The following is a 24420-nucleotide window of genomic DNA, read 5'->3' on the forward strand; positions in this document are numbered from 1 at the left end:
CGGTATACCGGCGCACGGATCTAAGGAGCAGCATGAGCACGTCCACAGCGCCCGCGAATCCGCGATCGCGCGTCATCACCGCCAGCCTCGTCGGCACGACGATCGAGTTCTACGACTTCTACGCGTACGCGACCGCCGCGGTCCTCGTCTTCCCCATCCTCTTCTTCCCGACCGGCAACGACACCACCTCACTCCTCGCGTCCTTCGGCGTCTTCGGTGCCGCGATGGTCGCGCGGCCGATCGGCGCCGTCGTCTTCGGGCACTTCGGCGACCGATTCGGCCGCAAGGCGACCCTCGTGGCCTCGCTGCTCACGATGGGGATCGCGACGTTCCTCATCGGCCTTCTGCCCACGTTCCAGCAGATCGGCTGGGTCGCGGCGCTGCTGCTGCTGATCATGCGTCTGTTCCAGGGCTTCGCGCTCGGCGGCGAGTGGTCGGGTGCCGCGCTCGTCGCGACCGAGAACGCGCCGAAGGGCAAGCGCGCCTGGTACGGCACTTTCCCGCAGCTGGGCGCACCGCTCGGCTTCATCATCGCGAACCTGCTCTTCCTCGCGATCAACTGGCTTCTCCCCCACGCCGAGAACCCGGCCCTCAAGTCGCAGGCCTTCCTCGACTGGGGCTGGCGCATCCCGTTCCTGTTCTCCGCTGTGATGGTCATCATCGGCCTGTGGGTGCGACTCAAGCTCGTCGAGTCCGACACGTTCAAGAAGGCCGAGAAGGTCGGTGCGATCCGCAAGCTGCCCCTGGGCACGGTGTTCCGTCACCACTGGAAGGCGCTGATCCTCGGCACGTTCATCATGCTGGCGACGTACGTGCTGTTCTACCTGATGACGAACTTCACGCTCGCCTACGGCACGAAGCCGGCCTCGCTCGAGACGGCATCCGCCGCGGCGCAGGCTGCCGCGGAGGCGGCGGGCAAGGACTTCGACGCCTCGGCGTTCGCCGCCCAGTTCTATCCGGGTCTGGGCTTCGGCTACACGGACTTCGTGCTCATGCAGATCGTCGGCGTCGTCTTCTTCGGCATCTTCACCCTGCTGTCCGGTCCGATCGCCGACAAGGTCGGCCGACGCAAGCTCCTGTTGTGGGTCACAGGCCTCATCATCGTGTTCGGCCTCACCTTCAACGCATTCCTGCTCCCTGCCATGGATCCGAAGTTCACGGGCGCGCTCGCCCAGGCGTTCCTCGTGTTCGGCTTCATGCTCATGGGCGCGACCTTCGGGCCGATGGGCGCCCTGCTGCCCGAGCTTTTCCCGACGAACGTCCGCTACACGGGATCGGCGATCTCGTACAACGTGTCGTCGATCCTCGGTGCCGCCGTCGCGCCGATCATCGCGGTGTGGCTGTGGGAGCTCGGCGACGGCGCTCCCTGGCTCGTCGGCCTGTATCTGTCGGCGATGGGCGTGCTGACCTTCATCGCATTGATCTTCTCGCCCGAGACCAAGGACACCGACTACGAGTCCGACCTCGGCGTCGCGGCGGCCGTCGAGCTCTGACGCGCGCGACCACGAGAACGGCCGCATCCCTCACGGGGTGCGGCCGTTCTCATTCATCCCCGATCGCGCAGGAACCTCTCGATCGCGGCGATCGTCGCCGCGTTGTCGCGATGCAGGACCCCGCGGATGCCGACGGCGGCAGCCCCGTCGATCGCGAACTCGTGGTCGTCGATGAAGAGCACGTCCACAGGTTCGGCGCCGAGGGCCTCCAGGGCGCGGCGGTACGCCTCCGGCTCGGGCTTCGCGACGCCGAGTTCGTGGCTGTAGCAGATCGGGTCGAAGATCGACGCGAACCCGAATCGTCTCTCCTCCTCCTCCCGCGCGCCGTCTGCGGAGTTCGACAGGATCGCGGTCCGAGCCCTGCCGCGCAGCGAACGTGCGTAGGCGATCATCTCGTCGTTCGCGGTGCCGCAGTACGCGTCCCAGAAGTCGGCGCGGACCGCATCCCGTTGCACATCGTCGAGGTCGAGGGCGGCTGCCAACCCGGACCAGAAGGCCTGCTCGGTGCCGACCGTGACGTCGATGCGCGGGAGGTCAGCTGCAGCGACTCGCCCTTCGACGGCATCGCGGGGCAGCCCGCACATCTCCCGCACCCGTTCCCACCACTGCTCCTGCCAGGTGTCGTCGTCGACGACCTCCAGTACGCCCCCGATGTCGAACAGGATCCATGTCGTCTTCTCCGGCATCCGCACACCCTAGGCGACGACCCTGGAGGGATGCACGTCAACAAGGGTTGACAGGCTGACCCGCGTCAACAAGTATTGACGCAGGAGGCAGTCATGACCACGAAGACCGCACATTCCCTCGAAGAACCGGGCGAGCCGATCGCCGAACTGCACCGGCTCGCGGGCGTCCGCCGTGAGATCGCTCGCGCCGAGGAGACCCAGGTGCGCCGCGCCCGCAATCTCGGCTACTCCTGGCAGGCGATCGCGGGCGCGCTCGGCGTGACGAAGCAAGCCGCGCACCGGCGCTTCGGCCGCCGCTGAGCGGCATCCCGCCGTTTACAGCCCCTCCATAGAAACCGACCGGGAACGAAGTACGGTCGAAGTACCCCTTTCAGAACGAGGTCCCGCATGTCCAGCACGGCGACGTCACGCCGACGCGGAAGGGGCGCACCGCAGGACGGTCCGCGCGCCACCTTCCGCCAGCTCCTCCCTTTCCTCTTCGAACACAAGCGCACGCTCATCATCGTCGCCGTGCTCAGCGTGTTCGGCGCCGCGACCTCCCTCGTGCAGCCGCTGCTCGTCGGCCAGGTGATCGAAGCCGTGCAGTCGAACGCCGGCATCGGGATCCTCGTGTGGCTCCTGATCGGGTTCGTGATCGTGTCGTCGGTGATCTCCGGCTATCAGCACTACCTCCTGCAGCGCACCGGAACGGCGGTCGTGTACTCGAGTCGCCGCAAGCTCATCTCCCGCATCCTGCACCTGCCCGTGAGCGAGTTCGACGCTCGCCGCACGGGCGACCTCGTCTCCCGGGTCGGCACCGACACGACCCTGCTGTACGCCGTGCTCACCCAGGGGCTCGCCGATGCCGTCGGCAGCGCGCTCCTGTTCGTCGGCGCGCTCGTCGCCATGCTCGTGATCGACCCCGTGCTGCTGCTGCTCATCGTGATCGTGATCGGCGCTTCGGTGGTCGTCGTCACGGTGCTCAGCGGACGCATCCGCACCGCCTCCACGGCACAGCAGGAGAAGGTGGGCGAGCTCGCGTCCGGAGTCGAGCGCGCGGTCGGCTCGATCCGCACGGTGCGCGCCTCGGGCGCCACCGAGCGCGAGACCGAGGCCGTGTCGACGCTCGCTTCGGACGCCTACGGCATCGGCGTGCGGATCGCGAAGATCTCGTCGCTGGTCGTGCCGATCGCCGGGGTCGCGCTGCAGCTGTCGCTCCTGGTCGTGCTCGGCGTCGGCGGCTTCCGCGTCGCCGCGGGGACGATCACGATCGCCGCGCTCATCACGTTCATCATGTTCCTCTTCATGCTGGTGATGCCGCTCGCGACCACGTTCGGCGCGATCACCTCCGTGAATCAGGCACTCGGCGCGCTCGGCCGCATCCAGGAGATACTGAACCTCCCGACCGAGACGCAGGAGGATGCAGCGACCGCTGCCGCCCTCCCCCGCGACGACGTCGCCCCTGACGCCCCGGCGATCGAGTTCCGCGACGTGCGCTTCCAGTACCCGGAGAACGTCGTGGCGGCCCGCGCGGCGGCCGAGAAGGAGGCGCGGACGCTGCTCGCCGACGCGCACCTGGATCCGGCCGAGGAGACCGCGCCGCAGTCCGACCGCGAGGTGCTGCGCGGCGTCTCCTTCGCCGTGCCGCGCGGCGCTCGCGTGGCGCTCGTGGGCCCCAGCGGTGCCGGCAAGAGCACGATCCTCTCGCTCATCGAGCGCTTCTACGATCCGACGGGCGGCTCGATCCGCCTGCACGGTCACGATGCGCGCACCTACCCACGCGACGAGCTGCGCGCGCAGTTCGGCTACGTCGAGCAGGATGCGCCGACCCTCGCGGGCACGCTCGCCGACAATCTGCGTCTCGCCTCACCCGACGCCACCGACGAGGCCTGCGAGGGAGTGCTGCGCGCCGTGAACCTCGGCGACGTGCTGGAGCGCAGCCCGCTCGGGCTCCAGGCCCCGGTCGGCGAGGACGGCGTGATGCTGTCAGGCGGCGAGCGCCAGCGGCTCGCGATCGCCCGCGCACTGCTGACCGAGGCTCCGATCCTGCTGCTCGACGAGTCGACGTCCTCGCTCGACGGCGTGAACGAGCAGCGCATGCGCGAGGCCATCGATGCCGTGTCGACCGACCGCACGCTGATCGTGATCGCTCACCGGCTCTCGACCGTGGTCGACAGCGACCTCATCGTGGTGCTGCAGGACGGCGTCGTCGTCGGGCAGGGCACGCACACCGAGCTCGTCGAGTCGACGCCGCTGTATCGCGACCTCGCGCGACACCAGCTGCTGGCATAGCGGGAACGAGTACGCGAAGGCGGGATGCCGGAGACCACTCAGCCATGGGTTCGTCTCTGACTTCCCGCCTTCGCGGGTTCGGGGGCTCTCCCACCCTCAGGGGCGGAAGCAGTAGGACGCCGGCTCCCCCGAACCGGCGCCCGGCCTGTCACGCCTTGTCGAGGCGGTAGCGCAGGGACGACAGCTCGGCGCGGAGAGCCGCCGGGACCTTGTCGCCGAACGTGTCGTAGAACTCCTCGGTGAGGTCGGCCTCGGTCTTCCACGCCTCGGCGTCGACCGAGAACAGCTCGTCGAGGTCCTCCTGCGGCACCTCGATGCCGTCGAGGTTGAGATCGGACACGATCGGCAGGCGGCCGATCGGGCTGTCGACCGTCGACACCTCGCCGGTGATGCGGCGGATGATCCAGTCCACGACACGCGAGTTGTCGCCGAATCCAGGCCACAGGAAGCGGCCGTCGGAACCGCGGCGGAACCAGTTCACCTGGAAGATGCGCGGTGCCCGGTCGAAGCGCAGGCCGCGACCGACCTTCAGCCAGTGACCGAAGTAGTCGGCCATGTTGTAGCCGCAGAACGGCAGCATCGCGAAGGGGTCGCGGCGCAGCTCGCCGACCGTGCCCTCTGCGGCGGCGGTGCGCTCCGAGGAGATGTTCGAGCCGAGGAAGACGCCGTGCGTCCAGTCGGTGGCCTCGACCACGAGCGGCACGTTGCTGGCACGACGTCCGCCGAAGAGGATCACGTCGAGCGGGACGGCGTCCTCCCAGTCCTCGGAGATCTGCGGGCACTGAGCGGCCGAGACCGTGAAGCGCGAGTTCGGGTGCGCCGCGGGGCGACCGGAGTCCGGCGTCCAGGCGTTGCCCTCCCAGTCGATGAGCTCGGCCGGCGCGTTGTCGGTCAGCCCCTCCCACCACACGTCGCCGTCGGGACGCAGAGCCACGTTCGTGAAGATCGTGTTGCCCCACAGCGTCTCGACCGCCGTGACGTTGGTCGACTCGCCGGTGCCCGGTGCCACGCCGAAGAACCCGGCCTCGGGGTTGATGGCCCACAGGCGCCCGTCCTCGCCGGGACGGATCCAGGCGATGTCGTCGCCGAGCGTCTCGACGCGCCATCCGGGGATGGTCGGACGCAGCATCGCGAGGTTCGTCTTGCCGCACGCGGAGGGGAACGCCGCAGCGACGTGGAACGCCCGGCCGTTCGGGTCGATCACGCGGATCAGCAGCATGTGCTCGGCGAGCCAGCCCTCGTCGCGGGCGATCACCGAGGCGATGCGCAGCGCGAAGCACTTCTTGGCGAGGATCGCGTTGCCGCCGTAGCCGGAGCCGAACGAGTAGACCTCGAGCGTCTCGGGGAAGTGCACGATGTACTTGTCGTCGTTGCACGGCCATTCGACGTCGGGCTCGCCGGCGGCGAGCGGTGCGCCGACCGAGTGCACGGTGCGCACCCAGGGGGCGCCTTCGGCGATCTGCCGCGTCACGGCATCGCCGACGCGGGTCATGATGCCGATCGAGGCGACCGCGTAGGCGCTGTCGGTGACCTGCACGCCGATGTGCGAGAGCGGGCCGCCGACGGGGCCCATCGAGAACGGGACGACGAACATCGTGCGTCCACGCATCGAGCCCTCGAAGATCTCGGTCATCTTCTCGCGCATCTGCGCGGGGTCTGCCCAGTTGTTCGTCGGGCCGGCGTCCTCCTCGCGCTCGGAGGCGATGTACGTGCGGCCCTCGGTGCGGGCGACGTCGCTGGGGTGCGAGCGGGCCAGGTACGAGCCGGGACGCCATTCGGGGTTGAGCTTGATGAGCTTGCCCTCGTCGACGAGGCCGCGCAGCAGCCAGTCGTTCTCGGCGCGCGAGCCATCGACCCAGTGGATGCGGTCCGGCTGCGTGAGCGCGGCGATCTCGTCGACCCAGGCTGCGAGCTCCGCCATGGCCGGGGTGTCATAGGTCGGAGCCGTCCCGAAGGTGCGCACGGGTGCGACGGATGCGGCACGAGGGGTGAAGACTTCGGCGATCGCCATGACATCTGCTCCTTGGAAGTAGGGGGCGTTGCACCCATCTTCTTCCGGATTCATCGTGACTTTTCACCGATTTAGGTGATAAGAAACTCGTTTCTTTCGCTAGGATCAAGGAATGGCTCCCTCCGGCATCCATCTCACGACCCTCGGGCACCGCATCAGGCACCACCGCCTCGCGAACGGCCACACGCTCGACGAGCTCGGCGCGCTGGTCGGCGTCGCCGGCTCCCAGCTCAGCCTCATCGAGAACGGCAAGCGCGAGCCCAAGCTCTCCCTCCTGCAGGCGATCGCACTGGCGACGGGCACCGAGGTGACGGACCTCATCTCGGGCGAGCCGCCGAACCGCCGGGCAGCGCTGGAGATCGAGCTGGACCGCGCCCAGGCGAGTCCCGTCTTCCGCCAGCTCGGGGTCGCTCCCGTGCGGGTCACCAAGGGCATGAGCGACGAGACCATCGAGTCCGTGCTCGGCCTGCACCGCGAACTGCAGCGCCGCGAACGCGAGGCGATCGCCACCCCCGAGGAGGCGCGCCGCGCCAACACCGAGCTCCGGCTGCGCATGCGCGCGCAGAACAACTACCTCGGCGACATCGAGAAGCTCGCCGAGAAGCAGCTCAAGGCCGCCGGCCACGTGCAGGGCGCGCTGACCCACCGCACCGTGAGCATCATGGCGGAGAAGCTCGGCTTCGAGCTCATCTACGCCAACGACCTGCCGCACTCCACGAGGTCGGTGACCGATCTGGAGAACGGCCGCATCTACCTGCCGCCGGCGTCGATTCCGGGCGGTCACGGACTGCGGTCGATGGCGCTGCAGGCCATGGCCCACCGCCTGCTCGGCCACACGCCGCCCACCGACTACGCCGACTTCCTGCAGCAGCGACTCGAGATCAACTACTTCGCGGCGTGCTGTCTGATGCCGGAGACCGCAGCGGTGGCGTTCCTGCAGCAGGCCAAGAAGGACCGCAATCTCGCGGTCGAGGACTTCCGCGACGGCTTCGGCGTCACGCACGAAGCAGCGGGCATGCGGATGACGAACCTCATGACGCAGCACCTCGGCATGTCGCTGCACTTCCTGCGCGTCGATGAGACCGGCGCGATCACGCGCGTGTACGAGAACGACGACCTGCCGCTGCCGATGGACGTCACGGGCGCGGTCGAGGGCCAGCGGGTGTGCCGCAAGTTCCAGGCGCGGAGCGCGTTCACCCAGCAGAACCGCACGACGGAGCACCACCAGTACACGGACACGCCCTCCGGCACGTTCTGGTGCTCCACGCAGACCGGCTCGTCGACCGACGGCGAGTTCTCGGTCACCGTGGGGGTCCCCTTCGACGACGCACGATGGTGGCGCGGGCGCGAGACGTCCGATCGCGCGGTGTCGACGTGTCCCGACGAGGCGTGCTGCCGCCGACCGTCCGCCGAGCTCACGGAACGCTGGAAGGGCAGGGCCTGGCCGAGCGCGCGGGTGCACACGCACATGTTCTCGCCGCTCCCCCGCGGCGCCTTCCCCGGTGTCGACGACAACGAGGTGTACGCGTTCCTCGGACGCCACGCGGACGAGTGACGGACCCGGCTCATCCTGCGCGTCCGGCAAGAACCCGTGTACGCGTTCCTCGAACGGCACGCGGACGAGTGACGGACCCGGCTCATCCTGCGCGTCCGTCAACAACCCGTGTACGCGTTCCTCGGACGCCACGCGGACGAGTGACGGGCAGGACTACTCGCCCAGGAACCGGGTGAACCGCGCGAGCGCCTCCTGCACGGCATCTGCGTCGACCGCTTCCCCACCCGCATCCTCGAACAGCTCGGGCGGCGTGCCGAGGGATGCTGCGGCATGCGTCCAGCATCCGACCACCCGTCCCCCGGCGACGATCGTGGCCCGCACCATGCCGTTCTTGCCCGGGCCGACGGCCGCGAGGTGTTCGGGAGCGCAGACCGCGCTGCGGTCGGCGTACGAGATGTAGTACTCGTCGAACGCGCCGAGCGCGTGCACGGACGCTGCGTCCGCGGTGCGCCTCGGCCGGCGGGCTGCCGTGAACAACCCGTCGTCGACCTCGACGACCCGCCCGGAGGCGCGCTCCCGCGCCTCGCGGGACAGCCCGAGCGTGAGCCCCGACCACCACGCGAAGTCTGCGACGGTCGCAGGCCCGTGCCCGTCGATGTAGCGGACGAAGAGCTCGGCAAGCGGATCCGCCGGGTGTTCGTGCTCGCGGATGTGCTCCTCGACCAGCACGAAGCGCTGCTCGCGGCTCACCCCCTCGCGCGCGACGACGGGGCCCTGGCACACGAGTCCGCGCAGCGTGAGCTCGCTGAGCAGATGGATGCCGCGCTGCCCGGTCGGGTCGATCCCCGCCCCCTGGAAGGCGAGGAACATCTCGGCGCGGGTCAGGCCGCCATCGCGCAGCCTCGGCACGACCGCCTCGCGGACCGCCGCGAGCATGAGCTCGTCGATCCCGAGGTCGCGGCGACGTCCCGCGGCCTGCTGGCGCTGTCGTTCACCCGTGACCGACAGCACCCAGCCCAGGTCGCGCGCGGCGATCGTGTGCAGAGTGCCGCGCATGGTCCAGGCGCGCACGAGATGGCCGCGGTCGAAGGCGCGGTCGACGGCGGCGAGCGTCGGCGCTCCACGGGTGCGGGAGGCGAGCACCCACCGTCCTGCGGTGAAGTCCTGGCTCTGCACCGCGAGCATGTGGGCCGCGGCATCCGTCACCGTGCGCGCGGGAGCCGAGAGGCGGTGGGAACGGAGGCGCTCCGACAGCAGCGTCGCGGACTTCATGCCCCCATCATGCCCCGCTGGCCCGACATCCCGCCCGTCTATCCGTGCAGCGTCACCTCGCGCCGCTCCGGCAGCACGATCGGGTGGGATCCCGCCATGACCTCCAGCACGCGGATGACCTGGCACGAGTAGCCGTACTCGTTGTCGTACCAGACGTACAGCACGACGTCGTGGTCGTTCGCGATGGTCGCGAGGCCGTCGACGATGCCGGCGCGGTGCGAACCCACGAAGTCGGTGGAGACCACCTCCGGGCTCTCGACGTAGTCGATCTGCTGACGCAGCCGCGAGTGCAGCGACACGCGCCGCAGGTAGTCGTTGAGCTCGTCCTTGACGGCGGGACGGTCGAGCGTCAGGTGCAGCACCGCGAGCGATACGTCGGGTGTGGGCACGCGGATCGCCGACCCCGTGAGCTTGCCCTCGAGCTCGGGGAGCGCACGGGCGACAGCCTTCGCCGCCCCGGTCTCGGTGATGACCATGTTGAGCACGGCGGAGCGTCCGCGGCGATCTCCGCTGTGGAAGTTGTCGATCAGGTTCTGGTCGTTCGTGAAGGAGTGCACGGTCTCGACGTGTCCGCGCACGATGCCGTACGCCTCGTCGACGGCCTTGAGCACGGGCGTGATGGCGTTGGTGGTGCAGGACGCGGCGGTGACGATGCGGTCGTCGGGGGTGATCGTGCGGTCGTTGATGCCGTGCACGATGTTCTTCAGCGCACCCTTGCCGGGTGCCGTCAGCAGCACTCGGGCGACCCCGGTGGACTCGAGGTGCTTGCTGAGGCCCGCTTCGTCGCGCCAGCGCCCCGTGTTGTCGACCACGATCGCATCGTGGATGCCGTGGGCGGTGTAGTCGATGGATGCCGGGTCGTCGGAGTAGATCACCTGGATGCGCGTGCCGTTCGCGATGATCTGCTCGGCCTCCTCGTCGACCGTGACGGAGCCCGCGAAACGACCGTGCACGGAGTCGCGCAGCAGAAGGGATGCCCGCTTGACGAGGTCGTTCGCCGAGCCGCGGCGCACGACGATGGCCCGCAGGCGCAGTCCGCTGCCGCCGCCGGTGTGCGCGATGAGGATGCGTGCGAGCAGCCGGCCGATGCGCCCGAACCCGTACAGCACGACGTCGGTGGGCGCAGCGGCGACGGCGCCGACCGCCGGGGCGAGCACCTCGGTGAGGTAGTCCTGCAGTGACGCGCCGGAGGCGGCGTGGCCCTCGACCAGACGAGCGACATCGAGCGAGGAGGCTCCGGGAGCGAGCGCGTGCACGGCCTCGATCACCGCGAGCGTGTCGTCGAGGGCGAGTTCGGCGTGCCCGAGCTGCGCGACGCGATCGTGCATCTCCACGATCCCGGTGGCCGACAGCCCGACGAGCCGGTGGCCGTGCAGCGAGGTCACGACGTCGCGGTCGCGCTTGAGAGCGCCGATCAGCGGGATCATCCGCTCGGCGAGCTCCTCGCGTGCCGTCCAGTCGTCGTGGGGTTCCGTGATGCCGTTCATCTGCGTCCTTGCGATGTGTGAGCGCGCCGAGGTCGCCGGCGCGCGAGTGTGCCGGGTGTGCTTCGGGGGATGCTCCCAGGGTACGGTGCGCGGAGGGATGCGCTGAAATCGGATGCCGTTCACCTGCCGGACAGGGAATCCTGTCAGCATCCGACGGGTTGTCTCCGATGCTCGTGCCCGCCTCCCTCACGAAAGGCCTTCATGACCACGTCCCGCCCGTCGGCCTGGCCGCCCCTGCTGCTCGCGATCGTGCTCGAGGTCGGCGCGACGCTGTCCCTGCGCACTGCCGAGGGGTTCACACACCCGCTCTGGCTGATCGCCGTGGTGGTCGGGTACACGTCCTCGCTGCTGCTGCTCTCGGTCGTGCTCGATCGGGGCATGGCGGTCGGAGTCGCATACGGCATCTGGTCGGCCATCGGCGTCGTGCTCACGGCGGTCCTCGGTGGGATGCTCTTCGGCGAGCTCCTCGGTGCGGTGCAGATCGTCGGCATCGGCGTGATCGTGGTCGGGGTGCTGTTGGTCGAGCTCGGCTCGCACGCCCGCTCGGAGCACGCGGCGGCTCCGGTCGAGGCCGCCCCATGACCTGGATGCTGCTGGTTCTCGCGATCGCGAGCGAGGTCACGGCGACGTTGAGCCTGCGTGCGTCAGAGGGGCTGCGGCGGCGGCGATGGATCCCGGTGATCGTGGTCGGCTACGTTCTCGCGTTCAGCCTTCTCGGCGCGGTGCTCGCCCTGGGCATGCCGGTCGGGGTGGCGTACGGCGTGTGGGCCGCCACGGGTGTCGCGGTCACGGCCGTCCTGGGCCGGGTGATCTTCAAGGACCACTTCTCGGTCGTGATGGCGATCGGCGTCGCTCTGATCGCGGTCGGGGTCGTGCTGATCGAACTCGGCGGAGCGCACTGAGTCGGGATCTTCTCGCTCACATCGCGAGGCACAGCAGGGCGACGCTCGTGGCCATGGCCCACGACTCGATCGTGAGGAGCCGAGCCGCCCGGCGATCCTTCGGCGCGGGTAGCACCCGATCGGCGATGACGGTCCACAGCACGACGCCGATCACGCCGACGACGCCTGCGATCGAGAGCACCCCGGACAGACCGGAGCCGTGATGGCCTGTCGGTGTCACGGCCTGCCCGGTCGTGAGCCCGTCCCACACGCAGATCGCCAGCACGAGCGACACGGCCGCGCGGTGCACGCACACCACGGTGGACGACGAACCGCGCACCCCGATCGTTCCGAGCATGGCGGAAAGCAGCAGTACGACACCGAGCGCCACGCGCACCAGCGGGTGGTCCCCCAGCGTGGCGACCAGCACGAGCGCCGCGACGCGGACGACGGCCATCTGCCGCGCCTGCCAGGGAGCCGCGGATCCGGTGGCGATGCAGGCTGCCCCCGCGACGACGCCGGCGAGCGCCAGCATCCAGGGTGCGGCGGGCAGGACGGGATCCACATCCGCATCCTATGGTCGAGGCGCACCTTGCGGCGGTCAGACCTGGTGTCGCTCTCCCATCCTGCGGCGTTCAGACCTGCGGCGAGCGCTCTCCGACGGCTGCGATCGCGACGCGCAGCACGCCGTCGGCGTCGCGGAGCGCGTTCGCGGCGGCATCCGCCCCTGCCCCTGTCGTGAGCATGAGGATCGCGAGCTTGACCGAGCCGTCCGCGGCGGAGAGCGCGGCGGACGCCTCTTCCACGGATGCGCCGGTGAGCTCGGTCACGGTGCGGATCGAACGCGCGTGCAGCTTCTCGTTGGTGGCGAGCAGGTCCACCATGACGCCGTGGTACGTCTTGCCGAGCTTGATCATCGACAACGTCGTGAGCATGTTCACGACGAGCTTCTGGGCCGTGCCGGATTTGAGGCGGGTCGATCCGGAGATGAACTCGGGACCCGTGACCACCTCGATGGCGATCTCGGCGGCCGCGCCGATCTCGGAGTCGGAGTTCGAGGCGATCGCGACCGTGAGAGCGCCCTCCGAGCGCGCGAAGACGAGTCCGCCGAGGACGTACGGCGTGCGGCCGGAGGCCGAGATGCCGACGACCGTGTCATCCGCCGTGAGTCCGAGCTCCCGCAGGGTGGCCTCGGCGGCGTGCTCGTCGTCCTCCGCGTTCTCCACGGCCGAGCGGATCGCGGTCTCGCCGCCCGCGATGAGTCCGACCACCATCGACGGGTCCGTGCCGAACGTCGGCGGGCATTCGCTCGCGTCGAGAACTCCGACCCGGCCCGCGGTGCCGGCGCCGATGTAGACGAGGCGTCCGCCCCGCCGGAAGCGCTCGGTGATGCCGTCGACGGCTGCGCTGATCTCCGCAGAGCGTTCGGCGACCGCATCCGCGACGCGGTGGTCCTCCGCGTTCATGCGACGCACGAGCTCGGCGGTGTCGAGCAGGTCGAGGTCGCCTCGTTCGGTCGTCGAGGCCTCGGTGCCGAGGGAGGAGAGCACGTCGAGGAGCTCATGGAGTCGGTGGTCGTCATTCGGCACGGTGCACGAACCTTTCGTGGGGGAGATCGGCGCGGTCGGCGAGGAGGAGAGCGCCGTCGAGCGCGTCGCCTCGTGGGGAGACCGGCGTGCGGCCGACGGCGCGCAGAGCGTCTTCGAGTCGGGCGCGGAACCAGCGATGCTCGGTGAGTCCGCCGTGCAGGGCGACGTCGTGCGACCGGGTCGACGCGGCGCTCGCGGAGGCGACGAGCAGCCGCACGGCCTCCCGGGCGATCTCGAGTGCCACCGGGTCGTCCTCGGCGGCGGAGTCGAGCACGAGCGGGGCGAGGGAGGCGAGTCGACGAGCGAGGGGGCCGTCGTGAGCGAGCCAGCGCTGCACCTCGTCGACCGACCCCACCGGCTCTCGCACGAGATCGGTGAGCGCGGTGCGAGGCCCGAGACCGACGGAGGCCCGCAGCACGGCGCGCAGCGCTTCACGGCCGAACCACGATCCGCTGCCGAAGTCGCCGAGCTCGGGACCCCAGCCGTCGACGAGACGGATGCCGTCGCCGTCCACTCCGAGCGCGGCCGCTCCGGTGCCGGCGATGAGCAGCACACCCTCTCCCCCGGCGAGCGCCCCCGCGTGCGCCGTCACGACGTCAGAGGTGACGGCGACCCGTGAGGCGAGTGCTGTCCGGAGCCGCTCGGCGAGGGTCGATGCCGCAGCGGGGGCGGCCCACGCGCCGGCGGCGCCGACCGCGACGGCGGCGAAGGGGCCGGGAGCATCGGCTGCGAAGGGGAGGATCGCGGCGAGCGCGGCGTCGACGCCTCGCGCTGCGGCGAGTCCCGGTGCGCCGACACCCTGGAAGACCGGTCGACGGTTCGGGGCGGACATGACCACCCGGCACCGCGACTTACCGAGATCGACGGCGATGACACGGCGATCGGAACTCATGTAAATAGTCTACGCACGTAATGCATCCTGTGAAAGAATTCTTGAACGCAGTCCGAGGAGGCGCAGCATGAGCATCCAGACCACGATCGCGGGCGCCGCGGAGACACTGCCGCCCTCACTCGCGCGGATCGCGCGTGTGATCGCGGACAGGCCGCGCGTCGTGATCGACAGCACCATCACCGAGCTCGCCACGACGTGCGACACCTCGGTCGCCTCCGTGATCCGCTTCTGCCGCTCGATCGGCGTGAACGGGTACGCCGCGCTGCGCATGACGCTCGCCGCCGAACTCGGGCGCGAATCCGCGCAGTTCCGCGAGTCCTCCGGATTCGGGTCGGAGATCTCCCCCACGGACTCCCTGCGCGAAGCGGCATCCAAGGTCGCCGCCCTCGAACTCCTCGCGATCGAGGAGACGATCGCCGGACTCGACGACGACGTTCTCGATGCCGCCGTCTCAGCGCTCGACGCCGCACCGCGCATCCTCCTCTTCGGCATCGGGGCGAGCGGCCTCGTGGCGGCTGACTTCGCGCACAAGCTCCTTCGCATCGGCCGCACCGCCGTCGTGCTGAGCGATGCCCACGTGGCAAGCGCCGTCGCAGCGCTCGGCGACGCCGGCACCGTCGCCCTGGGCATCTCGCACTCCGGAGCGACGATCGAGACGCAGCGCTTCCTCGAGGCCGCGCGTGACGCCGGAGTCACGACGATCGCGATCACCGGCGCATCCGACTCCCCCGTCGCCGGCATCGCCGCTCACACCCTCGTGACCCGGGCCCGCGAGCCCCGCCTCCGCGCCGGAGCGATGGTGAGCCGCATCGCGCAGCTCGCGCTCGTCGACTGCCTGTTCGTGGGGGTCGCCCAGCGCCGTCACGCCGACGCTGTCGACGCCCTGCAGCGCACGGCGGACGCGACCCGGGCTCTGCGCGAGTGACGGCCGCTGCCAGTCCGCCGGATGGTGCCTGTCGACGCCCCGCAGCGCACAGCGGACGCGACCCGGGCCCTGCGCGAGTGACTGCCGCTGCTAGTCCGCCGGATGGTGCCTGTCGACGCCGACCGAACCCGCAGTGCGCAGGAAGACGATGATCCAGCTGAAGATCAGGACGGCCGCGATCAGCTCGACGGCCGTGAGGTTGTAGTACCCCACCGCGAAGAACGCCGCGAGCAGCACGATCACGAGCACATAGACCCAGCCGAACACGACGAACACCTTCGGGATGCTGCGCAGGAACCAGGGCAGTCCGACCACGACCACGGCGAACGCCACCGCCATGCCGGTCGCCACGGTGTTGTGCACGAGGAAGAACTCGTCGACGGGGAAGATGCCGACGCACGCCAGGAAGACGCCGATCAAGATGAGCCCTCCGCGCACGATCAGACGCCCGCGCCGGTCGACCGGGTCGTCGAGGGGCAGGCCCGCAGTCGCGTAGCGCGCGATCGTGGTGACCATGATGCCCGCGATGATGAGCGTCATGTTGAAGGCGAGCGAGGCGCTGTTCGTGCTCATCCCGAGCGCGGAGAGGTTGTCGCGCCACCAGTGCACGTCGCTCGACGCGAGCATGCTCGCGAACGCGCCGACCACCAGGAACACGGCGAGCACGAGCGACAGCACCGTCGGCGTGAGAGCCACGGCGCTGAGGAACGAGACGTAGGCGGTGAGTGCCAAGGCGACGCCGATCAGCACCGCTCCGGGGAAGGCGTACACGGGGGCGTCGGTGAAGCTGCGTTCGAGCAGCTCGGCGATCCCGATCCAGCCCAGGTAGGCGATCGCGGCATGCGCGAACGCGATCGCGGCGATGTCGTACCAGCGGAGTCGATCGCCCGGCACCGCGAAACCGTCGCGGACGCCGTCAGGGCTCGGCGCGTCGGGGCGTACGACCAGGCGTCCGAGCGCGAAGGCGAGAGCCGCCGTGATCGCCCCGCCGATCGCCGCGAACACCCCGATCGAGCCCGTGCCGCTGATGGGGAGCTCGCGACCCCAGAACGCGGGCAGGCCGATCGCGAACCCCGCGACGAGGAACAGGGCGCCGACGATGAGCGCGGTGGCTTCGAACACGGCGTCCGAGGTCTCGGGTCCGCGGAGCTGCCTCAGCACGGCCAGGATCCTGTCGCGAAGAACTCGCATGTCGCCCCCCTCTCGGGGACATCCTAGGAGCGTCTCATTCGGGATGCGCTCGGGATCCCGGCGGTAGCCTGGTCGGGTGACCGAGACGATCTCCGCCCGCGCCCTCCTGCTCGACATGGACGGCACTCTCGTCGATTCGACCGCCGTCGTGGAGCGGCTGTGGCTGTCGTGGGCCGAGCCGCACGGCCTCGATCCCGCGACGGTCCTGGGCGTGATCCACGGACGCCAGGGTCACCAGAGCATGGCGATCATGCTCCCTGAGCGCGACCACTCCATCAACCTGGTCGAGAATCAGCAGATGCTGGCGACGGAGGCGAGCGACGTCGACGGGGTGATCGAGATCAGCGGGGCCGGCGCTTTCCTCCGTTCCCTCGAGGGGCTTCCGCACGCGATCGTCACCTCGGCCAACGTGCCCCTCATGAACGCGCGCATGACGGCGGCGGGACTCACCGTCCCCGAACTCGCCGTGACGGCCGAGAGCGTGTCGGCGTCGAAGCCCGACCCCGAGGGGTTCCTGCTCGGTGCGTCGCTGCTCGGCATCGCCCCCGCCGACTGCATCGTGTTCGAGGACTCGGGCGCGGGGATCCAGGCGGCGCACGCGGCCGGGATGCGGGTGATCGGCATCGGCGCGCACGCGCGGACCCACTCACCGGAGTTCCACGTCGACGACCTGACCCAGGTCGCGGTGGTGCGCACGACGGACGGGTTCGAGCTGCGCGTCGGCTGAAGGCTGGCCCGGGGTCGCGCTCTCCTTTCATCTCCTTCTCCCCCGCCTCCCTCGCCCCTGATCCCTCATCCCTCATCCCTCATCCCTCATCCCTCATCCCTCATCCCCGATGAGGCGATATCCCGGAACTCCGAAATACGCTTTCATCAGGATGTTTTCTCGCGCTTTCCGGGCCCACGAATGTCGGTGGCCCCTGGTTGAGTGAGGGCATGACAGCACTGAGGGATGCGAGCGCCGAGCAGATCGGCGCTCTCGACGCCGTGACCGCGACGCTCGTCGAGGTGGAGCGGACGATCGGGTCGCTGCAAGCCGCGCGCGACGGTCTGCTCGCCGTCGGTGCGCGGCTCGCGATCGACATCGCCCGAACTGACGAGGCCCGTGACGGCGGCGACATGACGACCCGTGCGGTCGCCTCCGAGTTCGGGGCAGCGCTGCACATGAGCGATCGTACGATCGAGCGCCGCATGGCCGAGGCAGACCTCGTCGTGACGCTGTTTCCGCGCCTGTGGCAGGCGCAGGGCGCCGGCATCCTGAGCGCTGCTCACGTGCGCTCGATCGTGGATGCGGGACTGCACCTGAGCGACGATGCCGATCGCGACGCCTACGCCGGCGAGATGATCGAGGTCGCGCGCACCGAGTCGCCGAACCGTGTGGCGCGACGAGCGCGTCGGACCGCCGAGCGCTATCAGCGCCGCACGATCGAGGAGCGTCACCGTGATGCCCGCGCACAGCGCGCGGTCTGGGTGAAGGACCGCACCGACGGCATGGCGGAACTCGGTCTCCTCGGTCCGGCTGTGCTCGTGCACGGCGCGTTCGCACGGCTGACCGACATGGCGAAGTCCCTGAGCGACGAGGGCGAACACCATGCCACGGCCGTCGTCCCTCACGGTGCGGCGGTTCACGAAGACGCGGAAGCAGCCGACTCCTCTTCCGGCGCCGCGTCCGGCGGTTCCACGCCTGACGCCCGCACGCTCGCCGAGACCCGCTGCGACCTCGCGCTCGACCTGCTCCTCTCCGGCACTCCGGTCGGACACGACTCCCCCACCCGGATGCTGTCGACGATCCGCGGTTCGGTTTCAGTGACCGTGCCGGCCCTGACGCTTTTCGGTGAGACCGACACCCCCGCAGAGATCAACGACCGCACGCCGATCGACACCTCGACGGCGAAGCATCTGGCCGGTACGGCCTCCGGATGGGACCGGATCCTGACGCACCCCGTCACCGGAGCCCTGCTCGCGGTTGATCGGTATCGCCCGTCGGCGGAGATGAAGCGACATCTCCTCGCGCGGGATCAGCGCTGCCGCTTCCCGACCTGCGGTCAGCCGGCGCGCGACTGCGACCTCGACCACACGCGCGACCACGCGCTCGGTGGGGAGACAGCCGTCGACAACCTCGCGACCCTGTGCCGTCGACACCACTCCCTCAAGCACCACACACCCTGGCACGTCGAGCATCTGGGCGCGGGAGTCCTCGCGTGGACGAGTCCGGCGGGCCGAACGTACCTCGACGCACCTCCCGCTCCGAACACCGTCACCGCAAGAGAGCCCGCACCGCCACCGTTCTGAGCGCGCACCGCCACCGTTCTAAGCACCGCCACCGTTCTGAGCACGCAGACCCCCCGTTGTTCAGAGAGCGCACCGACCGAGCGCGAGCCACCAGACGAGCGCGAGCCATCAGACGTGCGCGAGCGATCAGACCACCGTGCGCGAGCAATCAGACCACCGTGCGCGAGCCATCACACGAGCGTGAAGTCCTCGAAGATCAGCGTCGTGCGTGTCGAGCGGATCGAGGGGATCGCCTGGATGTCCTCCAGCACGATGCGGCGGAGATCGCGGGCGTCGCTCGCGCGCACCAGCAGGATCACGTCGAAGTCGCCTCCCACGAGCGCCATGTGCTCGATCTCCGGAATCGCGCGCAGCCTGGCACTCACGTCCTGCCACGTAGCCTGCTCGATCGCCAGAGTGACATACGCGCTGGCGTGATGCCCGAGCAGCACAGGATCCGTGCGCACGGTGTAGCCGGTGATCACCCCCGCATCCGACATCCGCTTGATACGCGCGTGCGCCCCCGCACGCGAGATGTGCACCGCGTCGGCGATCGCCGTCATCGACGAGCGCGCGTCGCGCCTCAGCTCCTCGAGGATCGCGAGATCGACACCGTCCAACGAGATCATGACGCCCTTTCCTCCACTGCTCGAATTCTGACACTTCGTCGCTCAGAACAACAAGCAACGCACAAACATCCATGAAAGTCTCCTTACCCTTGGACAGGTGGTCATCCCCCGTCATGCTGGTCCCATCGAGTTCGGCAAGGAGGGCGAACGGATGCTGCACGAGGAACTGCTACCGCGAGACGTGGCGGTGCAACTGATCGATCCCGAAGGCACCGCGGTGGACGATGCGCGCTACGCCCGCCCCGACACCGACCGGCTGCTCGCCGCCTACCGCGGCCTCGTCGAAGGCCGTCGGATCAACGACCAGGCCGGCGCCCTGGTGAGGCAGGGCCGCCTCGCCGTCTACCCCTCCTCGCACGGCCAGGAGGCATGCCAGATCGGCGTCGCCCTCGCGCTCGGTTCCGAGGACTGGCTGTTCCCCACCTACCGCGACTCCGTGGCAGTGATCGCCCGCGGCGTCGACCCGGCCGAGGCGATGGTGCTCCTCAAAGGCGACTGGCATTCCGGCTACGACGTCCGCGCGAATCGCGTGGCGCCGCAGGCGACGCCGCTCGCGACCCAGCTGCTGCACGCCGTCGGTTTCGCCTACGCGGCCCGGCGCCGCGGCGAGGACACGGTCGTCGTGGCGCTGTGCGGCGACGGCGCCACCAGCGAGGGCGACTTCCATGAGGCGATGAACTTCGCCGCCGTGTTCCACGTTCCCGTCGTGTTCTTCGTGCAGAACAACGAGTTCGCGATCTCCGTGCCCCTCAGCCGCCAGACGGCGGCCCCGTCCCTGGCGCATAAGGCGATCGGATACGGGATGCCGGGTCAGCGCGTCGACGGCAACGACGTCGCGGGCGTCCTCGCGGTGCTCGGCGACGCGATCGACCGCGCACGGACCGGCGACGGCCCCACGCTCATCGAGGCGCACACCTATCGCATGCAGGCCCACACCAACGCCGACGACGACACGCGCTACCGGGCACGCGATGAGGTCAGAGCCTGGGTCGAGCGCGACCCGCTCACCCGGCTCCGCGCCCACCTCGTCGACGCAGGCGCGCTCACGCCCGAGCTCGAGGCCGAGTACGCCGCGGGCGCCGAGACGATCGCCGCCGCCATGCGCGAGGCGCTGAACACCGATGCCGACCTCGACCCCGAGGATCTCTTCCGCTTCGTGACGAGCACCCGATCGCCACAGCTCCAGGAGCAGTGGCAGCTCCTACGAGACGAGATCGACCGCGAGACGAGCGCCGCGCCGCAGACCGCAGGAGGCACCCGATGACCATCGCCCACGACGACATCCGCCTCGATGCCGCTCCCGCCGACGTGCGGGTGCTGAGCATGTCCGCGGCCCTCAACCTCGCCCTCGCCGACGCGATCGCCGCCGATCCCGAAGTCGTGGTGTTCGGCGAGGACGTCGGCGCACTGGGCGGCGTGTTCCGCATCACCGACGGCCTCACCGAACGGTTCGGCGAGGACCGCTGCTTCGACACACCGCTCGCGGAGTCGGGGATCGTCGGCACAGCCGTGGGAATGGCGATGAACGGCATGCGCCCGGTCGTCGAGCTGCAGTTCGACGCCTTCGCGCTCCCCGCGTTCGAGCAGATCGTCAGCCACGTCGCCAAGCTCGGAAACCGGACACGCGGTGGCGTGCGGATGCCGCTCGTCATCCGCATCCCCTTCGGCGGCGGGATCGGCGGCGTCGAGCACCACTGCGACTCCTCGGAGGCGTACTACGCGCACACCCCGGGACTGACCGTCGTGAGTCCCTCGACCCCGCAGGATGCCTACTCGCTGCTGCGCGCCGCAATCTCCTCGCCCGACCCCGTGATCTTCCTCGAGCCGAAGAAGCTCTACTGGGGCAAGGGCGAGGTCGACACCTCGACGACCGTCGACATCGGGTCGGCCCGCATCGCGCGCGAGGGTAGCGACGTGACACTGCTCGCGTACGGGGCCTCCGTCCCGCTCGCGTTGGAAGCCGCCGAGACCGCCGCCGCCGAGGGGCGCAGCGTCCAGGTCGTCGACATCCGCTCGCTCACGCCGTTCGATGACGCGACCGTCACGGCGGCCGTGCGCTCGACCGGACGCGCGGTCGTCATCGCCGAGGCTCCGGGCTTCGCGAGCGTCGCCTCGGAGATCCAGGCTCGGGTGTTCGAGCGGTGCTTCGAATACCTCGAGGCCCCCGTCCGCCGGGTGACCGGATTCGACACCCCCTTCGCACCGCCGAAGCTCGAGCACTGGTACCTGCCCGACGTCGACCGCGTCCTCGACGCGATCGACAGCCTGCACTGGGAGGACGGCGCATGACATCGCTCACGACCCGCGTGTTCCGCCTCCCCGACCTCGGCGAAGGGCTCACCGAGGCCGGACTCGTGCAGTGGCTGGTCGCCGTCGGCGACACGATCGCCACCGATCAGCCGATAGCCGAGGTCGAGACGGCCAAGAGCATCGTCGAGCTGCCCTCTCCGTTCGCGGGCGTGGTCACGGCGCTGCACGGCGAAGCGGGCGACACGATCGACGTCGGTTCGCCGGTCCTCGAAGTGGAGGATGCCCGCGCGAGTGCGGATGCGGATGCGGGTGCGGATGCGCCCGCCGGCCCCGCCGACAAGCTGGCTTCCGAGACCGAGGTCGAGCACGAGGCCTACCGGACCGAGGAGCGGGCGGGCTCCGGCAACGTCCTGATCGGCTACGGCACGACCGCGCGCACGGGCTCGGGGCGCCGTCGCCCTGCCCGCACTGCGACGTATGCGTCGACGGGCTCCACCGGCCCCGACGCCCCCGCTCCCGCCGCCGCTGCCGGCGGCGACGCCCCCGCTCCGCACAGCGGACCGGTCGCCGTGCGCTCACCGCTCGTGCGACGTCTCGCCCGAGACCTGGGCGTCGATGTGCGCGCCATCACCCCGACTGGGCACGACGGCGCCGTCACGCGCGCCGATGTCCTGGCCGCGGCCGTCGACAGCGCGGTCGACGGCGCGCACTCCCACGCGCGAAGCACAGCGCTACCCCTGTCCCACCCCATGCCCCCGGCCCACACCACGCCCCCGGCCCACACCACGCCCCCGGCCCACACCACGCCCCCGGCCCACACCACGCCCCCGGCCCACACCATGCCCCCGGCCGGCGCGATCACCGACTCCGGGAGCGAGGTCGACGGGCTCGTCGTGAGCTGCCGCGAGCGCCTCTCACCGCTGCGCAAGGCCGTGAGCGCCAAGCTCGCCCGAAGCAGAGCCGAGATCCCCGAGGCCACCGTGTGGGTCGACGTCGACGCCACCGAGCTCTGGGACCTGCGCTCGCGCATGGCCCCGGCGGAGGGCCGCGCCCCGTCGCTCACTGCGCTGCTCGCCCGCTTCGTGCTGATCGCCCTCTCCGAGCATCCCGTGCTCGCCTCACGACTCGACGACGCCGCCTCCGAACTGATCTCCTTCGACGGCGTCAACCTCGGCGTCGCGGTCGACACCGAGCGCGGACTCCTGGTGCCGGTGATCCCCCGCGCCCACGAGCTGAGCGTCGACACGCTCGACACGGCGCTGCGCGAAGTCGCCGACACCGCGCGCCGCGGATCGCTGCCACCCGAGCGGCTGCGCGGTTCCACGTTCACGCTGAACAACTACGGCGGGCTCGGCGTGGACGGGTCTGCGGCCATCATCAACCACCCCGACGTCGCGATCCTCGGCATCGGCCGGATCATCGCGCGCCCCTGGGTCGTCGACGGCGAGATCGTGGCGCGGAGGATCGTCCAGCTGTCGCTCGTCTTCGACCATCGGGTGTGCGACGGCGGCTACGCCGCGAGCTTCCTGCGGCGCGTGACCGAGCTGATCGAGCATCCGCTGCGCGCGTTCGGTCGCGTCTGAATCCGCGCGAGGGCGGCGGGATCCGAGATCAGCCGAACACGAGACTCTTCCGCTGGGTGGCATCCTCCACCGTGATTCCGATGATCGAGGAGCCGGCCTCATCGGCCCTGATGTCCGTGTGGAAGACGAACAGCACGCCCTCGCGAGTCGACACCGCGTAGTAGTAGTCGCCGGACGAGGCGACGACGACGGTCGTCCCGCCCGGATACGCGGTCATCGCCTTCGCCGCCGTGTCGCCGACTCTCACGTCACCGCGCGAGGGCAGGTCTGCGCCGGTCTGCGTCGGCTCGTCGAAGGTGCGGCTGTTCCCCGCCGTGATCGACGCGAGTGTCGTCCCACCCTCGACAGGCTGCAGCGACAGCGTCCCGGACTGCCGCTCGTTCACGATCGTCCAGGGTCCACCGTCGTACTCCGGCGCGGACGCGGTACCTCCCGCGGCGGATACCGCAGCGTCGATCGGGTCGCCTAGTCGCACAGGACCGATCCCGCCGACCCCGATCGGCCACTCGCTCCATGCCGCGCCCGTGGACGGCGCCGCGCCGCCCTCCGGAATCGGCGGATTCGCGGTCAGATCCTCGATCAGCCCGTCGCGAGCTTCCTGCGCGCGTGACTGCAGCAGAGACGCCGCCGCCTGCGCGTCGAACGTCCGCTCGCCGCTGAAGGGCTGCCACAGCTCCACGAGCACGTTGCCCGTGGAGGCATACGCCGTGAACGAGCGCCAGGCGTTGCTGCTCGCCGTGTCCCGCAGCGTGCCGGCGAATGCACGGACGTCTCCGGAGTCCGCAGTGATCACCGCCTCGTAGGTGGCCGGGGTCTCCTTCACGAACGATGCGCACTGCTGCGCCGCCTTGAGGAGCTGGTCCATGCGCTGCTGCGCCTGCACCTCATCGGCGAACTGGATCACGAGGAGGCGGCCGAATCCGACATCGGGATCGGACGGCACCTTCCACCCGATCGTCCGCGCCCCGACAGCACCCAGCGACTGCTCGGCATAGAACGTCTCGCAGATCTCGGGCACTGCGGTCATGCCGCCCCCGTCCGAGACCTGCTCGAGGACAGGGGAGATCTCGGCCACGTCGGTCGCCTCCGGAACCAGTCCGGTGATCTCCTCGGCCGTGAGAGCGAACGCATCGAGCTCATCTCCGACGAAGGCGATCGGCCCGTCGTACGTTGCGTCCTCGCTCGACGTGGGCGTCGGCTCTGGCGTCGGAGACGCCGCAGGTTCCGGTGCGCACGCGGCGAGAACGAGCATGCTGCCGGTCACGATGACAGCGAGCAGCGACCGCCCGCGCCTGCCGTTCTGAACGTTCATGTGATCCTCCGTGTCGCGTGCTCTGCGTCGTGTCCGACGCCCCCTGATCGGAAGCATAGGGTTCGATCACGATCCGTCGAACGATGCGTTCCGTGTCGAGACAGGAAAGTGACATGGTTCATGCCGCATCCGGCATGCTTCCCGATGCCGAGAGGATCCGGGGTGTTCCTCGCCGACGTCAT

General features: G+C 69.9%; 22 protein-coding genes. 12 read left to right on the top strand and 10 right to left on the bottom strand.

Annotated elements, in window-relative coordinates; all coding sequences use genetic code 11:
* Window positions 1-32 precede the first annotated feature (32 nt).
* Entirely contained in the window at window positions 33-1493 is a 1461-nt protein-coding gene (locus AKH00_RS04830; protein WP_050721521.1) for an MFS transporter, read from the top strand.
* 53 nt (window positions 1494-1546) lie between these two features.
* Here the strand turns inward: AKH00_RS04830 and AKH00_RS04835 are convergent, their stop codons facing one another.
* A complete protein-coding gene (locus AKH00_RS04835; RefSeq protein ID WP_235556693.1) occupies window positions 1547-2179 on the bottom strand; it encodes an HAD family hydrolase in 633 nt (210 codons plus the stop codon).
* Between the two features lie 93 nt (window positions 2180-2272).
* On the opposite strand from AKH00_RS04835, the gene AKH00_RS04840 reads away from it, so the two are divergent.
* Complete coding sequence (locus tag AKH00_RS04840; protein WP_050721522.1) at window positions 2273-2479, top strand: hypothetical protein; 207 nt, start codon at window positions 2273-2275, stop codon at window positions 2477-2479.
* A gap of 87 nt (window positions 2480-2566) precedes the next feature.
* Complete coding sequence (locus AKH00_RS04845) at window positions 2567-4450, top strand: ABC transporter ATP-binding protein (protein ID WP_050721523.1); 1884 nt, start codon at window positions 2567-2569, stop codon at window positions 4448-4450.
* 148 nt (window positions 4451-4598) lie between these two features.
* Here AKH00_RS04845 and AKH00_RS04850 read toward each other — a convergent pair whose 3' ends face one another.
* Complete coding sequence (locus AKH00_RS04850) at window positions 4599-6461, bottom strand: phosphoenolpyruvate carboxykinase (GTP) (RefSeq protein WP_050721524.1); 1863 nt, start codon at window positions 6459-6461, stop codon at window positions 4599-4601.
* A gap of 112 nt (window positions 6462-6573) precedes the next feature.
* Here AKH00_RS04850 and AKH00_RS04855 point away from each other — a divergent pair, with 112 nt between their 5' ends.
* Complete coding sequence (locus AKH00_RS04855) at window positions 6574-8016, top strand: XRE family transcriptional regulator (protein WP_050721525.1); 1443 nt, start codon at window positions 6574-6576, stop codon at window positions 8014-8016.
* Window positions 8017-8169: 153 nt separating this feature from the next.
* Here the strand turns inward: AKH00_RS04855 and AKH00_RS04860 are convergent, their stop codons facing one another.
* Together AKH00_RS04860 and AKH00_RS04865 are read right to left on the bottom strand one after the other, a co-directional pair.
* Window positions 8170-9228, bottom strand: a complete 1059-nt coding sequence (locus tag AKH00_RS04860; RefSeq protein WP_050721526.1) for a winged helix DNA-binding domain-containing protein — start codon at window positions 9226-9228, stop codon at window positions 8170-8172.
* 38 nt (window positions 9229-9266) lie between these two features.
* Window positions 9267-10715, bottom strand: coding sequence for a glyceraldehyde-3-phosphate dehydrogenase (locus tag AKH00_RS04865; protein ID WP_050721527.1), 1449 nt, complete (start codon window positions 10713-10715; stop codon window positions 9267-9269).
* 201 nt (window positions 10716-10916) lie between these two features.
* Here AKH00_RS04865 and AKH00_RS04870 point away from each other — a divergent pair, with 201 nt between their 5' ends.
* Together AKH00_RS04870 and AKH00_RS04875 are read left to right on the top strand one after the other, a co-directional pair.
* Window positions 10917-11297, top strand: a complete 381-nt coding sequence (locus tag AKH00_RS04870; RefSeq protein ID WP_050721528.1) for a DMT family transporter — start codon at window positions 10917-10919, stop codon at window positions 11295-11297.
* The gene (locus tag AKH00_RS04875) at window positions 11294-11617 is read left to right on the top strand and encodes a DMT family transporter (RefSeq protein WP_050721529.1); all 324 of its coding nucleotides are present in this window, start codon (window positions 11294-11296) and stop codon (window positions 11615-11617) included. The genes AKH00_RS04870 and AKH00_RS04875 overlap by 4 nt, the downstream gene beginning before the upstream one ends.
* Before the next feature lie 16 nt (window positions 11618-11633).
* Here the strand turns inward: AKH00_RS04875 and AKH00_RS04880 are convergent, their stop codons facing one another.
* The 3 genes from AKH00_RS04880 to AKH00_RS04890 all read right to left on the bottom strand — a co-directional run bounded on the left by AKH00_RS04880 (window position 11634) and on the right by AKH00_RS04890 (window position 14077).
* Complete coding sequence (locus tag AKH00_RS04880; protein ID WP_050721530.1) at window positions 11634-12161, bottom strand: hypothetical protein; 528 nt, start codon at window positions 12159-12161, stop codon at window positions 11634-11636.
* A gap of 70 nt (window positions 12162-12231) precedes the next feature.
* On the bottom strand, window positions 12232-13185 hold the full coding sequence (murQ, locus tag AKH00_RS04885) for an N-acetylmuramic acid 6-phosphate etherase (RefSeq protein WP_050721531.1): 954 nt from the start codon (window positions 13183-13185) through the stop codon (window positions 12232-12234).
* On the bottom strand, window positions 13175-14077 hold the full coding sequence (locus AKH00_RS04890) for an N-acetylglucosamine kinase (protein ID WP_050721532.1): 903 nt from the start codon (window positions 14075-14077) through the stop codon (window positions 13175-13177). Before AKH00_RS04890 ends, murQ begins: the two co-directional genes overlap by 11 nt.
* A 67-nt stretch (window positions 14078-14144) precedes the next feature.
* Between AKH00_RS04890 and AKH00_RS04895 the strand changes: the two genes are divergently transcribed.
* A complete protein-coding gene (locus tag AKH00_RS04895; protein ID WP_050721533.1) occupies window positions 14145-15002 on the top strand; it encodes a MurR/RpiR family transcriptional regulator in 858 nt (285 codons plus the stop codon).
* 90 nt (window positions 15003-15092) lie between these two features.
* Here AKH00_RS04895 and AKH00_RS04900 read toward each other — a convergent pair whose 3' ends face one another.
* Window positions 15093-16193: a DUF998 domain-containing protein gene (locus AKH00_RS04900; protein ID WP_050721534.1), complete on the bottom strand. Its 1101-nt coding sequence runs from the start codon at window positions 16191-16193 to the stop codon at window positions 15093-15095.
* A 76-nt stretch (window positions 16194-16269) separates the two neighbouring features.
* Between AKH00_RS04900 and AKH00_RS04905 the strand changes: the two genes are divergently transcribed.
* Together AKH00_RS04905 and AKH00_RS04910 are read left to right on the top strand one after the other, a co-directional pair.
* A complete protein-coding gene (locus tag AKH00_RS04905; RefSeq protein WP_082297403.1) occupies window positions 16270-16920 on the top strand; it encodes an HAD-IA family hydrolase in 651 nt (216 codons plus the stop codon).
* Between the two features lie 209 nt (window positions 16921-17129).
* Window positions 17130-18485: an HNH endonuclease signature motif containing protein gene (locus AKH00_RS04910; RefSeq protein WP_050721535.1), complete on the top strand. Its 1356-nt coding sequence runs from the start codon at window positions 17130-17132 to the stop codon at window positions 18483-18485.
* 170 nt (window positions 18486-18655) lie between these two features.
* Here AKH00_RS04910 and AKH00_RS04915 read toward each other — a convergent pair whose 3' ends face one another.
* Complete coding sequence (locus AKH00_RS04915; RefSeq protein ID WP_200903800.1) at window positions 18656-19093, bottom strand: Lrp/AsnC family transcriptional regulator; 438 nt, start codon at window positions 19091-19093, stop codon at window positions 18656-18658.
* A 151-nt stretch (window positions 19094-19244) separates the two neighbouring features.
* Between AKH00_RS04915 and pdhA the strand changes: the two genes are divergently transcribed.
* From pdhA to AKH00_RS04930, 3 genes are read left to right on the top strand one after another with little or no spacing between them, the layout of a single operon-like run.
* A complete protein-coding gene (gene pdhA, locus AKH00_RS04920) occupies window positions 19245-20357 on the top strand; it encodes a pyruvate dehydrogenase (acetyl-transferring) E1 component subunit alpha (RefSeq protein WP_050722058.1) in 1113 nt (370 codons plus the stop codon).
* Window positions 20354-21382, top strand: coding sequence for an alpha-ketoacid dehydrogenase subunit beta (locus AKH00_RS04925; protein ID WP_050721536.1), 1029 nt, complete (start codon window positions 20354-20356; stop codon window positions 21380-21382). The genes pdhA and AKH00_RS04925 overlap by 4 nt, the downstream gene beginning before the upstream one ends.
* A complete protein-coding gene (locus AKH00_RS04930; protein ID WP_050721537.1) occupies window positions 21379-22926 on the top strand; it encodes a dihydrolipoamide acetyltransferase family protein in 1548 nt (515 codons plus the stop codon). The genes AKH00_RS04925 and AKH00_RS04930 overlap by 4 nt, the downstream gene beginning before the upstream one ends.
* Window positions 22927-22954: 28 nt before the next feature.
* On the opposite strand, the gene AKH00_RS04935 is transcribed toward AKH00_RS04930, so the two are convergent.
* A complete protein-coding gene (locus AKH00_RS04935; protein ID WP_050721538.1) occupies window positions 22955-24238 on the bottom strand; it encodes a hypothetical protein in 1284 nt (427 codons plus the stop codon).
* Window positions 24239-24420 lie beyond the last annotated feature (182 nt).

The organism is Microbacterium sp. GCS4, from assembly GCF_001262495.1.
Lineage (GTDB): Bacteria > Actinomycetota > Actinomycetes > Actinomycetales > Microbacteriaceae > Microbacterium.

Excerpts from the sequence above, each read along its gene's own strand:
- AKH00_RS04830 (WP_050721521.1), top strand. The coding sequence starts at position 33 with ATGAGCACGTCCACAGCGCCCGCGAATCCGCGATCGCGCGTCATCACC.
- AKH00_RS04835 (WP_235556693.1), bottom strand. The coding sequence starts at position 2,179 with ATGCCGGAGAAGACGACATGGATCCTGTTCGACATCGGGGGCGTACTG.
- AKH00_RS04840 (WP_050721522.1), top strand. The coding sequence starts at position 2,273 with ATGACCACGAAGACCGCACATTCCCTCGAAGAACCGGGCGAGCCGATC.
- AKH00_RS04845 (WP_050721523.1), top strand. The coding sequence starts at position 2,567 with ATGTCCAGCACGGCGACGTCACGCCGACGCGGAAGGGGCGCACCGCAG.
- AKH00_RS04850 (WP_050721524.1), bottom strand. The coding sequence starts at position 6,461 with ATGGCGATCGCCGAAGTCTTCACCCCTCGTGCCGCATCCGTCGCACCC.
- AKH00_RS04855 (WP_050721525.1), top strand. The coding sequence starts at position 6,574 with ATGGCTCCCTCCGGCATCCATCTCACGACCCTCGGGCACCGCATCAGG.
- AKH00_RS04860 (WP_050721526.1), bottom strand. The coding sequence starts at position 9,228 with ATGAAGTCCGCGACGCTGCTGTCGGAGCGCCTCCGTTCCCACCGCCTC.
- AKH00_RS04865 (WP_050721527.1), bottom strand. The coding sequence starts at position 10,715 with ATGAACGGCATCACGGAACCCCACGACGACTGGACGGCACGCGAGGAG.
- AKH00_RS04870 (WP_050721528.1), top strand. The coding sequence starts at position 10,917 with ATGACCACGTCCCGCCCGTCGGCCTGGCCGCCCCTGCTGCTCGCGATC.
- AKH00_RS04875 (WP_050721529.1), top strand. The coding sequence starts at position 11,294 with ATGACCTGGATGCTGCTGGTTCTCGCGATCGCGAGCGAGGTCACGGCG.
- AKH00_RS04890 (WP_050721532.1), bottom strand. The coding sequence starts at position 14,077 with ATGAGTTCCGATCGCCGTGTCATCGCCGTCGATCTCGGTAAGTCGCGG.
- AKH00_RS04895 (WP_050721533.1), top strand. The coding sequence starts at position 14,145 with ATGAGCATCCAGACCACGATCGCGGGCGCCGCGGAGACACTGCCGCCC.
- AKH00_RS04900 (WP_050721534.1), bottom strand. The coding sequence starts at position 16,193 with ATGCGAGTTCTTCGCGACAGGATCCTGGCCGTGCTGAGGCAGCTCCGC.
- AKH00_RS04910 (WP_050721535.1), top strand. The coding sequence starts at position 17,130 with ATGACAGCACTGAGGGATGCGAGCGCCGAGCAGATCGGCGCTCTCGAC.
- AKH00_RS04915 (WP_200903800.1), bottom strand. The coding sequence starts at position 19,093 with ATGATCTCGTTGGACGGTGTCGATCTCGCGATCCTCGAGGAGCTGAGG.
- pdhA (WP_050722058.1), top strand. The coding sequence starts at position 19,245 with ATGCTGCACGAGGAACTGCTACCGCGAGACGTGGCGGTGCAACTGATC.
- AKH00_RS04925 (WP_050721536.1), top strand. The coding sequence starts at position 20,354 with ATGACCATCGCCCACGACGACATCCGCCTCGATGCCGCTCCCGCCGAC.
- AKH00_RS04930 (WP_050721537.1), top strand. The coding sequence starts at position 21,379 with ATGACATCGCTCACGACCCGCGTGTTCCGCCTCCCCGACCTCGGCGAA.
- AKH00_RS04935 (WP_050721538.1), bottom strand. The coding sequence starts at position 24,238 with ATGAACGTTCAGAACGGCAGGCGCGGGCGGTCGCTGCTCGCTGTCATC.